This is a genomic window from Paraburkholderia sp., assembly GCF_035656215.1.
GTDB lineage: Bacteria > Pseudomonadota > Gammaproteobacteria > Burkholderiales > Burkholderiaceae > Paraburkholderia.
Map to the genome: position 1 here is coordinate 1 of NZ_DASRSY010000071.1, position 12,963 is coordinate 12,963.

Here is a 12,963-nt window from a genome sequence, read left to right on the forward strand (position 1 = left end):
GGTGCCGAGCAAGGGTTATTTCCGTCTGTTCCCTGGCAACAAGGTGCGCCTGCGCTACGGCTATGTGATCGAGTGCATCGGCGCGGACAAAGACGAGAACGGCAACATCGTCGCGGTTCACTGCAATTACTTCCCGGACAGCAAATCGGGCACCGAAGGCGCGAACACCTATAAGGTCAAGGGCAACATTCATTGGGTCAGCGCGGCAACCGCGTGCCCGGCCGAAGTGCGCATCTACGACCGTCTGTTCAAAGAACCGCAACCGGACGCCGGTGGCCGCGACTTCCTCGAAGCGCTGAATCCGGATTCGAAGCGCGTGGTCAACGCCTACCTGGAACCGGGTGCGCGCGACGCGTTGCCGGAACAGCGCTATCAGTTCGAACGCCACGGCTATTTTGTCGCCGACCGCGTCGATTCGAAACCGGGTAAGCCCGTGTTCAATCGCATCGTCAGTTTGCGCGACAGTTGGGGCAAGCCGGCGTAAGCTGGAGCGGCTACAGCGCGAAGCGCATCTGAAGTTGAATACGGCGTGCATTTCGTGAGCGGGATGCACGCCGTTTTTGTTGCATCATGTTCCATCGACAAGCGACGGCGCGGCATAGGTGCACGCGCCTGTCCAGGAGACCCGATGAAAGTTGCAGCCTGCCGCGGGGCCAGTGCCGGGGGCTCAGCACGAGGTGCGCGCCGCGCGTGTACTATTCCTGCTCCGTACATAACCCACGCCCCGCGCATCGCACAAAGCGTGCGTTGCGCACTCGTGGCGTTGGTCGCGTTCGGTGCGGCGGCGCTCGCCTGCCCCGCTCATGCGGACGAACTCTCCGGCACGCTGAAGAAAATCCATGACGACGGCGTGGTCGTGCTCGGCGTGCGTGAGGCGTCGATTCCCTTCTCGTACTTCGACGGCAAGCACACCGTCGGCTACTCCCAGACCATCGCGCTGCAGATCGTCGACGAAATCAAGAAAACGCTCGCCCTGCCGCAACTGAAAGTGCACGAAATCACGGTGACCTCGTCGAACCGCACGCCGATGTTGCTGAACAACCAGATCGATCTGGAATGCGGCTCGACCACGCATACGGTGGAACGCGAAAACGTGGCTGCCTTCTCGGACAGCTTCTTTCAGTACGCAGTGCGCATGCTCGCCCGCAAAAACAGCGGCATCACGGATTTTCCGGATCTGGCCGGCAAGACGGTCGTGACAACCGCCGGCACCTCCGACGAACGCCTGCTGCGCCGTCTGAACACGGAAAAACATCTGAACATGCGTATCACGAGCGCGCGCGACCATCCGGAAGCCTTCGCCGCGCTCAAGGAAGACCGGGCAGTGGCCTTCGTAATGGACGAGCCGATCGTGTACGGTTTCAAGTCGACCGACGCGCACCCCGAAGACTTCGTGGTGACCGGCACGCCGCTCGGCTATGAGGTTTACGCATGCATGTTTCGCAAGGGCGACGAGCCGTTTCGCACGCTCGTGAACGGCGTGATCGCGCGTGGCCAGACTGCCGGTGACGCGGAGCGTCTGTATAACCAGTGGTTCACGCAGCCGATTCCGCCCCAAGGCATCAATTTGAATTTTCCGCTATCGGAGCAGAACCGCGCGCTGTTCGCGCATCCGAACGACCGCGCGCTCGACTGAACGCGTGGAGTAACCGCACGAGTGCCAAGGCCTTTGCCGCCCGCGCTTAACGGCGAAAACGGCACATCCGCCACTATAGCGTTCGATGCAGTTCCAGGAGCGAAAGCGTGGTCTGAAAGAGCCGGGTGAGACTGCGGCTCGCGTATCGCTCGACTTCGTCCGGCGCGGCCCAGCGATATGCGTCCATTTCGGGAATCAGCGTGCCGTCCGAGCGGCGCGGAAACAGCGACGTGCAGGTGCACACCGTCAGATCGAGTTCGTCGGCCGTTGCACGCGCCGCAAACAGATGCAGATCTTTGTCGCGCCGGTAGACGAACAGTCCGAGATCCTTCAAACGCTCGGGCTCGATCACGATGCCGGTCTCCTCGACCATCTCACGCAACGCCGTGACGTGAGGCGCCTCACCCTCTTCGCCGTGCCCTTTCGGAACGTCCCAGTGAGAGGTTTCGGTGGCGTGCGCGAGCAATACTCGACCGTCCGGGTCGAGCAGTACGACACCGCACGAGATGACCCGCGCGCTCATCGCCGCATCGCGCCGCAAGGACGCACGGCTTCAGACCGCACCGACGGCAAGCCGGCGCCCGTCGTCATACCGGCCCGCATGCTCAGTGCTTTTTCTGCAATTGCCAGTTGCCACTGCCCTGTTTGCAGAACTGCGGACGCAGGTTCATCGACTGCCCTTTCGCATTCAGTACGACGCCGACGTCGCGGCAGGTGCGCTCGCCGTCCTTCGCGGTGCTGGCGATGGTGATCGTCGCGTCGATCTTGACGCTGTTGCCGGTGCCTTCGTTGACCCAGCTCGCGCTTTCGCCGTCCTGCTTGTCATTCAAGGCAGCGAAGACGGCATTCTTGATCGAATCGACATCGCGCTGTTTCATGTAGCTGATCGGCGTGTCGTTCAGAAAACCGAGGTTTGCCGCTTGCGCGCCAATGGCGCCGCCAAGCAGCAGACCACCGACGGTCAGATGAAACAGGACACGGGTTCGCATCGACATGAAGGGTTCTCCTCAAAGAGTAGTTCGGCGGTCTCGAGAGCGCTCGTAGCGGCTCGTGATCTGGACCCCAAAAGCATAGCATGACGTCCCCGAAGTGACCGCCTCGATGCCACCCACAGCGGCCCGCAGCAGCCTCAGCGTTCAATTCCCGCCTGGCGGAAACGCACTACCACGACGGCTGCGCGTCATTTTAGGACACGTCTCATATCTACTGATGAAACATCTTCTTAAGATAGGTCTGTTGCGCTGCAGCGCCGATCAAGCTTCCAACGCCGCCTTATGGACATCTCGTTTGCCCTCGAAACCTTTGCCGTCGCGCTCGCAATCTTTTGCGTCGCGCTCGTGCCGTTCGCCATCAGTTGCGATCCCGGTCTCGCGCGGCGCATCGTGCAAATGGATAGCCTCCCGCGCGCACGCTGGCCGAATCTGCTGACACGCGCCGGCTTTGGGTGCCTACTGATGTCGTTTGCATTGCTGCTGGTCGGCTGTTATTACATCATTGCCGGCGCGGGCAGCTGACCACGCCCACGACAACACATACCGCCTTGAACCGGCAGCGCAGCCATCGTCTGGCGATCAATTCGCGGCCGTGCTTTTTCCCGCTTTATCTCCCGCTTTATACCCATCCGTGAGCGTATTCAAAAACGCCACCACGTCCTTGATTTCAGCCTCGTCGAGCGCCGGTTTGTCGCCCGGTTTGCGATCGAACGGCGGCTCCGTATTCAGATTGGCCCAGTAACGCTGCGGCAGATCGTCGAACTTCTGCACTTTGCCCTTCGAGACCGGATAGAATTTTTCCGGATTCGTGTCGCGCTGCGCATAAAAACGCACCGCCTGATCGAGTGAGTGATAAATGCCGTTGTGGAAGAAACTTTTCTTCAACGCGACATTGCGCAGCGTCGGCGTGCGGAAGATGCCGCAAAACTCGGCACGGCCCTTCAGGTCGGTACGCTCCGGCCCGCATGCGCCAAGGTCATAGAAATGCGGATCGCGATTCACCGCCTGCGCCCGGTTGCGCGGCACGCCAATCGCGATCAAACCGAAGTCGCTGAACTGCGGCGGCGCGCCGTCCATGGTGCGCTGACTGATGTGACAGCTCGCACAATTGCCCTTCTTTTCGTCGTTGAATAGTTGCAGACCACGCAGCTCTGCCTGGGTCAGTTGTGCTTTGCCTGCCAGATACGCGTCGTACTTGCTGGTGTACGGATAAAAAAGCTCGGGCGTCTGCTCGAAGGTTTCCAGCGCTTGCAGCACGGCTTTGAAGGCGACGTCGTCGCTATCGAAAATATGCTCGCCGAATGCGACGCGGAAAGCGTCGGCATACGGCGCGGCCTTCACCGCGGCCGCAACCTTCGCCGGCGTGCTGCCCATTTCGAACGACGACAGCAGCGGAATGCGCGCCTGGTCCGAACCGCGGTCGACCCGGCCGTCCCACGTCAAGCCGCCCGTCGGCCCGGCATCCACGCTTTCATCGCCTTCGTCGTCCGACTCGTGATAGTGCTCGGCGAACGCCGGCACCGATTGCAGATATTTGAGCGTCGGCGCGGCGCGCATGCCGATGCGGTGCATGTCGTTGCCGCCCAGTTGGACCGACAGCGAATTCGCCGGCGAAAAGCCGTGATCGGGACTGTGGCACGATGCGCACGCCAGCTTGCCCGAGCCGGACAGCGACGCGTCGAAGAACAACTGCTTGCCCAGCGCCGTCATCTGCCGCACGGATTCGTAGACTTGTGCACGGGTCTGGCCGGTTTCATGGCCGGCCACTTTAATGGTCGAGGCCGCCATGGGTCCCGATGCAGACGACGCATTCGTTTGAGACTCGGCACCCGCGTTGCCGCTGGCATTCAGATCCGCCTTGGCATTCACTTGCGCCTGACCGCTTGCATCGGCCTTGCCGCTCGCCTGTGCCGTGCCCCCCGAGGCCGGCGAGCCTGCATCACACGCAGCCAGAGTCAGGATCATTGCCGCGAATGCGAGCGCCAGCATCGCGCCCATGCCTGCCGCCCCCGCGCGCCGCCGCGCCTGCGGCAAAACCGCCATTTTCCGAATCCCTGTGAGACCAGGCCGCATATGAATGATGTGAGTTTGCGATATTGAAGTCCGCGAGCGTATTTCATCGATATGTCGGCTAAATGACATACAGCCGACAAAAATAACAAAACCAAAGCAATTCGTAATTAATTACATCTTTCTGTCAAATTCCCTCTTCAAACTTTCGTTCGCGGCCATCCGTGTAAGTCATGCACGCGGCCCGTCCCCAACGCGAGAGAGAGAACACATACCAAATGAACAAAAAACTGATCTGCGCGATGCCTATCGCGATCGCAGCAGCGTTGAGTCTGTATGCGTGCGGCGGCGACAATGTCACCCAGCAACCGGATATCACCTCGATCAAGACGGTCGTGGTGATCTACGCGGAGAATCGCAGCTTCGACAATCTGTACGGCAACTTCCCAGGCGCCAACGGTCTGCAGAATGTGACGGCGGCGAGTGCCACGCAGGTCGACCGCAACGGCACAGCGCTCGCAACGCTGCCGCAAGTGTGGAACGGTCTGACACAAACCGGCGTGACGCCCGTGGTGACGCAGGCGATGACGGCCAACCTGCCGAACAGCCCGTTCGCCATCGACGATCCGAAGGGTTTCAACACGCCGATCACGGCCACGACGCGTGACCTGTATCACCGCTTCTATGAAAACCAGATGCAGATCAATGACGGCAAGAACGACAAGTTCGCCGCGTGGGCGGATTCCGGCGGCCTCGTCATGGGCCACTACACGCTCAATGCCGACAAGCTGCCGTTGTGGAAGATCGCCCAGCAATACACGCTGGCCGACAACTTCTTCATGGGCGCATTCGGCGGCTCGTTCCTGAATCACCAGTGGCTGGTTTGCGCGTGCACGCCGACTTATCCGAATGCGGATAAGAGCCCGGCAGCGGCCTCGATCTCGTCGGTTGAAAACGACGGCGTCACGCTGAAGGTCGCGACCAACTCGCCGGCTTCGGCGTTAAGCGGGCCGCCGAAATACGTGCTCTCGGGCAACCTGACGCCTGACTTCTACGCGATCAACACGATGCAGCCGCCGTATCAGCCGAGCGGCAACAAGGCAGCGTCGGGCGGCGATGCGAATCTTGCCGATCCGACCCAGGCCACCACGCTGCCGGCCCAGACACAACAGCACATCGGCGATCTGCTGAATGCCGCGAAGGTGTCGTGGGCGTGGTACGGCGGCGCGTGGGGCGCGGCGGTGTCGGCGGCGCAAAACGGCACGTCGAACGTGATCTACGGCGCAAATCTGACGGCGCCGAACTTCCAGCCGCATCACCAGCCGTTCAACTACTTCGCCGATCTCGCACCGGGCTCCGCGAACCGTACGCAGCATTTGCTCGACGGCGGTCTGGCCGGCGCCGAGTTCATCAAGGCGATCGATACCGGCACGCTGCCGCAAGTGTCGTTCTACAAGCCGCAGGGCAACCTGAACGAGCACGCGGGTTACACCGACGTCGCCTCAGGCGACCAGCACATTGCCGACGTGATCTCACATCTGCAAAAAAGCCCGCAGTGGAACAACATGCTGGTGGTCGTGACGTATGACGAAAACGGCGGCTTCTGGGATCACGTGGCGCCGCCGAAGGCCGACCGTTGGGGTCCGGGCACGCGGATTCCGGCACTCATTATCTCGCCGTACGCGAAGAAGGGTTTCGTCGATCACACGCAATACGACACGACGTCGATTCTGCGCTTCATCACGCACCGCTTTTCGCTGCCGACGCTGCCGGGCATCGCCACGCGTGATGCTGCGCTGGTCAGCAACGGCAGCAAGCCGATGGGCGACCTGACGGCCGCGCTGAACATCAGGCAGTAAGCGGTAGGTGATGAGCGGACGGTTACAAGCGCTCAGCATGTGACGAGCGACGTTAACCGATCCGCGACAGAACTGCGGACCGGGAACATCAGTAAGCAACAGTCCGCCTGACGGTGAGACTTTGACGGGGCAGCTTCGGCTGCCCTTTTTTGTGTTCGTCACACGCGCTAACCGACGACGCACGGAACTCGTGAAAGACGCGAGCAGCGACACACTGCGTTTCATGACCGGCGTATGCTTCGACGCAGGGCGCGATTATTCCCGCCGATGGCGGCTCGAAACCCTTAGCGACGTGTTGCAGGCTTGCCCACTCATCCAGGAGTTCGACAGCATGACTGAAAAAACCATCAAGGTCCCCGGCCCCGATCATCCGATCACGGTCGAGCCGGACACAGCCCGTGTGGTGGTCACGGTGGCCGGCCGCGTGATCGCCGATACACGCAATGCGCTGGTGCTGCGTGAAGCGTCGTATCCGCCGGTGTATTACATTCCGCGCAATGACGTCGAGATGACGCTGCTGGAACGCACTGATCACGCGACCTACTGCCCGTACAAGGGCGATTGCGCGTACTACAGCATTCCGATTGGCGGCGAGCGGACCGTGAATGCGGTCTGGACCTACGAGTCGCCCTACGTGGCGGTGAAAGAGATCGCCCAGCATCTGGCGTTCTATCCGAACCGGGTCGATTCTATCGACGTACAGCCGGCAGAGTAAACGGCCAGGCGCGCATCGCAGCTTTGAAGCTTCAATGCGCGGCGCCAGGTATTTGAAGTACGGCAGGAGGGACTCGAACCCCCCACCCTCGGCTTAGAAGGCCGATGCTCTATCCAGCTGAGCTACTGCCGTATTGACGTGAGGCGATGCTACACGAACGTGTACAACGTGCATCGCCCGCAATGAGAACCCGTATCGGGCATTGGAACCTGTGCAATATCGCTGCCACAGGGTTCGTGGGATACCGAAATTCTAACTGAACCGGGCCGGGGCTTGGAAATCTGATCCGCAGCGCGGCAACGCCGACCGGCAGTCAAACCACCTCGCCACAAAACAAAACGGGCCCGACAGGTTGAGCCGGGCCCGGATTATAACCGATCACTTCTTGCTCGCCAGTCGCCCGTCAGCACTTAGCGGGCAGCAGCGGGCACATCGAGCGCAATCAGACCGGCTGCGGATGCAAAATAAACCAGCCGAGGAACAGGATTCCCGCGATCACGCAGTACACACCGAATGAAGCCAGACGTCCGCGGCCTTCGAAATAGCGCATCAGAAAACGCACGCTGAGATAGGCGGCGATTGCGGTCAGCACGCCGCCGAGCAATGCATCGGCGAGCTGGCCCGGCGCATGGAACAGCTTCGGCAATTCGAGCACGCCGGCCGCAAAGATGATCGGCGTGCCGAGCAGGAACGAAAACTCCGCCGCCTTCTCAGTCGTGAGACCGGCCGCATTGCCGGCAATCATCGTCAGTCCGCTGCGCGAAAAGCCCGGAATCAATGCGCCGATCTGCGCGAGGCCGACGAAAAACGCCTGGCGAAAGGTCAGCTTCTCCGGCGGCTGATGCGCACGCGAGCGCTGCAGACGATCGCCGAACCACAGCAGCACGCCGTTCACGATCAATGCGATCGCCACGATGCGCAGATCGTGGAAAATTCGCTCGAGCCGCTTCTCAAGGATCAGGCCGACGAGACCCGCCGGAATCGTACCGATGATGAGCGCCCACATCATGTGCGCATCGTCATTGCGACGACCGCCGAACGAAGCGAGGAAGCCGCGCACCAGCGCACACCAGCGCTTGCGGAAGTACCACAGCAGCGCGAACGCCGTACCGAGGTGCAATGCGACGAGGAACGGCAGCAACTGCGGCGCATGCTTGTCGATATGCATACCGAACAATGCGGGCACAAGCAGCGTATGGCCAAGACTGCTGACAGGGAACAGTTCGGTGACGCCTTGCAGCACGCTCAGGAAAATCAGAAACGACAGGTTCACGCGGCGGTCCTTGTAAGGAAAATGTCGGGGAACAGCGCGCCGCAATAGGAAATACACGACGCGTCAAAGCGCACCGATTATGCCTGGCTGCAAAGTCAGCGCCAAGCGTTTGAACCGCATTCGGGGAAATATTGATGCGCTGCGTCACAACTGGAAACCGTTGTTACGCCGCAGAAAGAGAAACAGCGCGCCGCGGGCCGCTGCCCTGCCCTGCCATCAGGAGTAATTCTTGCGCTGGAAGCGCGAGGCTCATGCCAGGTCCGCGTTGACGGCCCAGCAAATGGTGACGCAGACGACTGGATTAACGCTCGAGCTTGTAGAAGAAGTAGACAGTGCTTACCGCGAACATGCCCAACAGCGCCACACCCATTGCCATTGCGAGATCCATGAAGCCTCCTGAGCCGATCTCGCCCGGTCTTTGAAGTTACCGGGCAGTCCGTGGATTATCGGTAAAGATAGTGCTTCTCCGACACCCGCAATTTCCCCAGAAGGGTTTCCCCGTAGCGCAAAGCAGCGCAAAATCGTTCTCTCGCGAGTTGCCATGCGGCGCGCTCTACCGTTCCCAACCCGCGTTCGAGCCACGTTCGACTCACGCGTAGCTCGCATCTGAATCATGCGCTCACGCTCGAACTCATATTCAAACCTTTATCAACCAGCCCATCGACCATGCCCCTCTCCCCGCAACAGGACATTCTCGAGATTGCCCAGGACACCTCCGTGCTCCGTATCGCGCCGCAAGCCGGTGGCCGTCTTCTATCGTGGACCATCGACGGCGAAGAGGTGATTCATTGGCCCGAGAACGCCGACTGGAGCCAGCCCGCCAGGATCCGCGGCGGCAACCCGCTGCTGTTTCCGTTTCTCGGCCGGCATCGCGTCGACGGCAAAATCGGCTACTGGCGTGACGCACAGGGCACAGTGCGCGAATTGCCGATGCATGGTTTTGCGCGTGACCTGCCCTTCGAAGCCCAAGCCGACTTGCACGGCGCCGGCTTGCGCATGACCCTCACCAACAGCGACGCGACACGCGTCGGCTATCCGTTCGGCTTCCGTTTCGAAGCGGCGTACCGGCTCGTCGATACGCATACGCTGGAAGTCACGCTGAGCACCACCAATACGGGCGACACGCGGCTGCCTTACTACGCCGGTCATCACTTCTATTTCACGCTGCCGCACACGCAGCGCGCCGAAACCTCGCTGGAACTGCCGCGCACCGAACGCTGCTATCAGCAGGCCGACGGCTCGATCAGCGCGGCCGAGCCAGGCGCGGCGCGCTACACGCTCGACGAGGCGCGCATTCTCGACCGCTTCCATTGTCTCGTCGGTGCGCCGGATCAGCCCGTGCGCCTCGTCGCGCCCGGCCTTAACCGGCTCATCACGATCGATCTGCAACGGCCGGACTCGGTGCCCTGGTACGCGGTAACGACATGGACCGAGGCCGCGGACTCGAACTTCTACTGCGTCGAGCCATGGCTGGGTCTGCCGGACGCGATTCACAACGGCATGGGACTGCGCTGGCTCGAACCTGGGCAAACCGAGACGGCCGCACTGCGCATCGGTGTCAGCAAGCTGCGCTAATTGCAGGTTTTCCGCTCACCGCGACGTGATGGGTTACGTGGCGTTTCGCCGCGTTCCCGTCGTTCGTGTCCACCTCTGCGTCCGTTTTTCGGATGCTGCAGCGCAAAACCGTTAGAATCGGACGCTTTGCATCTACCTGCCGCGTGATCGGGATCGGCGCGTGGCAGCGCTTTGCGAGGTCCAATGCTCACAACAAGAATGATGAAACGGTTTGCCTGCGCGTCTTTGCTGGCGGTGCTCGCCGCCTGCGGGTCCGCTCCGGTGGGGCCAGGCTTTTACCGCGTTGAACGGGGCGATACGCTGTCGAAGATCGCACGTAGCAACCGGCAGTCGGTGCAAAGCATCGTGCGCTGGAACAATCTGACCAACCCGGACAGCCTCGAGGTCGGGCAGGTGCTGCGCGTCACGCCGCCGGGCGGGTCCACAGGCGGCGCCTCAGGTGGCGCAATACGCAGCAGCGGCTCAGGAAGCGCAAGCGCTTCGGCCGCGCCGCGTTCGGCCCCGGCCGATAGCGCGCCGACGTCCGCGCCGGCTTCGACGATCTCGCTGGTGTGGCCGGCTGACGGCACGGTGATCCGGCGTTTCGACGGCTCCAATTCGAAGGGCATCGATATTTCGGCAGCGGCGGGCACCCCGGTGGTCGCAGCGGCGTCCGGCACGGTGGTCTATGCGGGCAACGGCTTGCGCGGTTACGGTAACCTGCTGATCATCAAGCACAATGCCGATTACCTGACTGCCTACGCGCACAACCGCGTGCTGCTCGTGAAAGAAGGTCAGTCGATCGCCCGCGGCGACAAGATCGCCGAAATGGGCGACACCGACACCGATCGCGTCATGCTGCACTTCGAACTGCGCTATCAGGGCCGCTCGATCGACCCGTCGCGGGCGCTGCCGCCGCGCTAGCCTGTTGGTCGAACGCGAGTCAGGGCGTTGCTTCTGTGCCCACTTCCCGCGGTCTGGCACGCGCCCTGCATGCGCAGTCGAGGGAACCGGGCATGCTATAAAACGCTCAATCCTATGCATGACGTGGCCTCGCGCCACGTCTTCCCCCATCTGTAAGGAATCTGCAATGAAGAGCGCAATTGCGTCCGCCGCGACGGCCGCGGCGATCAGCCTCGGGCTGCTTACGCTCGGCAGCCTCAGTGGCTGCTCGAGCACCACTACGATGACCTACCTGCCGAGCGGCGACACGGGCTTTGCGATCAATTGCAGCGGCAGTGACGCCAGCTCCAGTTGGGCCGAGTGCTACAAGCGCGCCGGCGAAGTCTGCGGCAACTATGGCTACGACGTCGTTTCGAAGGACGTCGACAACGGCGCCACCTCGGGTGGCTCGGTCGGTGGGATTTTCGGCGCGAATGTAAAGAACCGGTCGATGGTGGTTCGCTGCAAGCAGTGAAGGTAACGTAGCAACGCAGGGTGCTGCGCCGCTCGAACTAGCGGCGACGCCAGCGTCCGGAGCGCGGATCGACACGCGCGGCGAAGGCGAACAGCACACCGAGCGCAATCGGCCAGATGCCGAGAAAAATGATCAACCAGGTCATGACCGGCGGTAAAAAAAAGTAACTTTTCATGATCCGCCCCACGTGTGAAACCGCAATGACTCAGGATTGAATCGGCAACGACCGGGCAGAAAAAAAAAGCCCGGCACGAGGCCGGGCTAACGGGGGTTCGGCGCATATCGGCAAAGGACCGGTTCACCATGCGCCAGAACTGAATCTAACAACCCGCTTTTACAAGTGCAATCTATTAATTGCGCAATTAATGTGACGCGGCGCACGGAATCCGCATTACGTGAAGAAGAATACCGGGAATAAGCGGGGTAAATACCCTTATCTACTCCAGATAACACGCCATTGAAACGGCGAGTCTAAAACCCCATGAATCGTTCGCAAGCCCTTATGGATCAAACATCTACCGTACGCCACTGAAAAAGACTGACGAAAGCCCCGTGGCCGATTTCCGCTAACCGCGCCCGGTATGATTTTGACGCTTTACGCATTGCGAACCTTTAGTGCGCCAACGCACCATACCCACGCATTAGCAGATAATGAGCGACGCGAATAGACAATTGCGTCTCCTCACAACAAATTCGCGAATAGCGAATACCTTAAAAAATCTTCAAATCAACCGACAAATTGCGTGGTCGAAAATCGGCCGCTTTTAGTTAATCGATAAATCGGATGATAAATAGATGCAGCCATTCGTTCAAGCTGGCCGAATGGCTAAAAATCGGCCAGCTAGAAATCGCGGTCACATGACTCGCAACCCCAGTTCGGTCACGAGCACCGCCGCCTGCTGATGCGAAATCGTCGCGCCTTTGAAAAGCGCTGCATCGACGAGCCGCACGCCGCTCAGGTCAGCCTCGCGCAGGTCCGCGCCGTCAAAGCGCGCGCCCTTCAGATGGGCATCCTTCAGACTGCCGCCATCGAAGATCGCCTCGCGGAAATCGACTGCGGCGAGATCGGCGTCGGAGAAATCGAGTTGCTGGAGCGTGGTCTTGCGAAACGACAGGCCGCGCAAATGCGCGCCCACCAGCAAGGTTTCGACGAAGCTCAAACCGAGCGACGTGCATGCTTCGAAATTGGCGCCGGTCAGCTTGCAGCTGTGAAACGAGGCCGAGGCAAGCTTGGCGCGCCGCCAGCTGGTATTGTTCAGATCGCACGACTGAAACGCCGCGTCGACCAGATCAGCCGACGCGAAATCCGCCTCGCGGCCACGACAACGGACCCAGCGGGTGTGCGACAACGTCGCGCCGAAAAACGACGTCTCGACGATCGTGCAACGATGAAATTCGGCGCCGCGCAGATCGAGTCGCGATAGATCGGCGCCTTCGAAATCGCAGTCGGTGAAGTGGAGCGGCTCTTTATAGCCCGCCTTGTTCGCCACCTCATTTGCCACCTCAT

General features: G+C 60.9%; 13 protein-coding genes, 1 tRNA gene and 1 pseudogene. 8 read left to right on the forward strand and 7 right to left on the reverse strand.

Going from position 1 to position 12,963, the window contains the following annotated elements:
• Together VFE81_RS04030 and VFE81_RS04035 are read left to right on the forward strand one after the other, a co-directional pair.
• Positions 1-484, forward strand: a pseudogene (locus VFE81_RS04030) (glutamine--tRNA ligase); the annotation flags it as partial.
• Positions 485-628: 144 nt separating this feature from the next.
• Positions 629-1,636 (forward strand): transporter substrate-binding domain-containing protein, encoded by a 1,008-nt coding sequence (locus tag VFE81_RS04035; RefSeq protein WP_414695545.1) that lies wholly within the window; start codon positions 629-631, stop codon positions 1,634-1,636.
• Positions 1,637-1,709: 73 nt separating this feature from the next.
• Here VFE81_RS04035 and VFE81_RS04040 read toward each other — a convergent pair whose 3' ends face one another.
• Both VFE81_RS04040 and VFE81_RS04045 read right to left on the reverse strand, forming a co-directional pair.
• Positions 1,710-2,159: an NUDIX hydrolase gene (locus VFE81_RS04040; RefSeq protein WP_325043359.1), complete on the reverse strand. Its 450-nt coding sequence runs from the start codon at positions 2,157-2,159 to the stop codon at positions 1,710-1,712.
• Between the two features lie 82 nt (positions 2,160-2,241).
• Complete coding sequence (locus tag VFE81_RS04045; protein ID WP_325043360.1) at positions 2,242-2,631, reverse strand: RT0821/Lpp0805 family surface protein; 390 nt, start codon at positions 2,629-2,631, stop codon at positions 2,242-2,244.
• Positions 2,632-2,910: 279 nt separating this feature from the next.
• Between VFE81_RS04045 and VFE81_RS04050 the strand changes: the two genes are divergently transcribed.
• On the forward strand, positions 2,911-3,150 hold the full coding sequence (locus VFE81_RS04050; protein WP_325043361.1) for a hypothetical protein: 240 nt from the start codon (positions 2,911-2,913) through the stop codon (positions 3,148-3,150).
• Between the two features lie 57 nt (positions 3,151-3,207).
• Here the strand turns inward: VFE81_RS04050 and VFE81_RS04055 are convergent, their stop codons facing one another.
• Positions 3,208-4,671: a cytochrome-c peroxidase gene (locus VFE81_RS04055; RefSeq protein WP_325043362.1), complete on the reverse strand. Its 1,464-nt coding sequence runs from the start codon at positions 4,669-4,671 to the stop codon at positions 3,208-3,210.
• A gap of 245 nt (positions 4,672-4,916) precedes the next feature.
• Between VFE81_RS04055 and VFE81_RS04060 the strand changes: the two genes are divergently transcribed.
• Both VFE81_RS04060 and VFE81_RS04065 read left to right on the forward strand, forming a co-directional pair.
• On the forward strand, positions 4,917-6,497 hold the full coding sequence (locus VFE81_RS04060) for an acid phosphatase (protein WP_325043363.1): 1,581 nt from the start codon (positions 4,917-4,919) through the stop codon (positions 6,495-6,497).
• Positions 6,498-6,828: 331 nt separating this feature from the next.
• A complete protein-coding gene (locus VFE81_RS04065; RefSeq protein ID WP_325043364.1) occupies positions 6,829-7,212 on the forward strand; it encodes a DUF427 domain-containing protein in 384 nt (127 codons plus the stop codon).
• A gap of 58 nt (positions 7,213-7,270) precedes the next feature.
• On the opposite strand, the gene VFE81_RS04070 is transcribed toward VFE81_RS04065, so the two are convergent.
• A tRNA-Arg gene (locus VFE81_RS04070) sits at positions 7,271-7,344 on the reverse strand.
• Between the two features lie 310 nt (positions 7,345-7,654).
• Positions 7,655-8,485 (reverse strand): undecaprenyl-diphosphate phosphatase, encoded by an 831-nt coding sequence (locus tag VFE81_RS04075; protein WP_325043365.1) that lies wholly within the window; start codon positions 8,483-8,485, stop codon positions 7,655-7,657.
• 666 nt (positions 8,486-9,151) lie between these two features.
• On the opposite strand from VFE81_RS04075, the gene VFE81_RS04080 reads away from it, so the two are divergent.
• From VFE81_RS04080 to VFE81_RS04090, 3 genes are all read left to right on the forward strand, one after another.
• Complete coding sequence (locus VFE81_RS04080) at positions 9,152-10,060, forward strand: aldose epimerase (RefSeq protein ID WP_325043366.1); 909 nt, start codon at positions 9,152-9,154, stop codon at positions 10,058-10,060.
• A gap of 183 nt (positions 10,061-10,243) precedes the next feature.
• Positions 10,244-10,963, forward strand: a complete 720-nt coding sequence (locus VFE81_RS04085) for a peptidoglycan DD-metalloendopeptidase family protein (RefSeq protein WP_325043367.1) — start codon at positions 10,244-10,246, stop codon at positions 10,961-10,963.
• A 166-nt stretch (positions 10,964-11,129) separates the two neighbouring features.
• Complete coding sequence (locus VFE81_RS04090; RefSeq protein WP_325043368.1) at positions 11,130-11,456, forward strand: hypothetical protein; 327 nt, start codon at positions 11,130-11,132, stop codon at positions 11,454-11,456.
• Between the two features lie 37 nt (positions 11,457-11,493).
• Here the strand turns inward: VFE81_RS04090 and VFE81_RS04095 are convergent, their stop codons facing one another.
• A complete protein-coding gene (locus VFE81_RS04095; RefSeq protein ID WP_325043369.1) occupies positions 11,494-11,631 on the reverse strand; it encodes a hypothetical protein in 138 nt (45 codons plus the stop codon).
• Between the two features lie 679 nt (positions 11,632-12,310).
• Entirely contained in the window at positions 12,311-12,958 is a 648-nt protein-coding gene (locus VFE81_RS04100) for a pentapeptide repeat-containing protein (protein ID WP_325043371.1), read from the reverse strand.
• Positions 12,959-12,963: the final 5 nt, after the last annotated feature.

Bases quoted from the DNA above. Each gene is read 5' to 3' on its own strand.
- VFE81_RS04035 (WP_414695545.1), top strand. From the start codon at position 629: ATGAAAGTTGCAGCCTGCCGCGGGGCCAGTGCCGGGGGCTCAGCACGA.
- VFE81_RS04040 (WP_325043359.1), bottom strand. From the start codon at position 2,159: ATGAGCGCGCGGGTCATCTCGTGCGGTGTCGTACTGCTCGACCCGGAC.
- VFE81_RS04045 (WP_325043360.1), bottom strand. From the start codon at position 2,631: ATGTCGATGCGAACCCGTGTCCTGTTTCATCTGACCGTCGGTGGTCTG.
- VFE81_RS04050 (WP_325043361.1), top strand. From the start codon at position 2,911: ATGGACATCTCGTTTGCCCTCGAAACCTTTGCCGTCGCGCTCGCAATC.
- VFE81_RS04055 (WP_325043362.1), bottom strand. From the start codon at position 4,671: ATGGCGGTTTTGCCGCAGGCGCGGCGGCGCGCGGGGGCGGCAGGCATG.
- VFE81_RS04060 (WP_325043363.1), top strand. From the start codon at position 4,917: ATGAACAAAAAACTGATCTGCGCGATGCCTATCGCGATCGCAGCAGCG.
- VFE81_RS04065 (WP_325043364.1), top strand. From the start codon at position 6,829: ATGACTGAAAAAACCATCAAGGTCCCCGGCCCCGATCATCCGATCACG.
- VFE81_RS04080 (WP_325043366.1), top strand. From the start codon at position 9,152: ATGCCCCTCTCCCCGCAACAGGACATTCTCGAGATTGCCCAGGACACC.
- VFE81_RS04085 (WP_325043367.1), top strand. From the start codon at position 10,244: ATGCTCACAACAAGAATGATGAAACGGTTTGCCTGCGCGTCTTTGCTG.
- VFE81_RS04090 (WP_325043368.1), top strand. From the start codon at position 11,130: ATGAAGAGCGCAATTGCGTCCGCCGCGACGGCCGCGGCGATCAGCCTC.
- VFE81_RS04095 (WP_325043369.1), bottom strand. From the start codon at position 11,631: ATGAAAAGTTACTTTTTTTTACCGCCGGTCATGACCTGGTTGATCATT.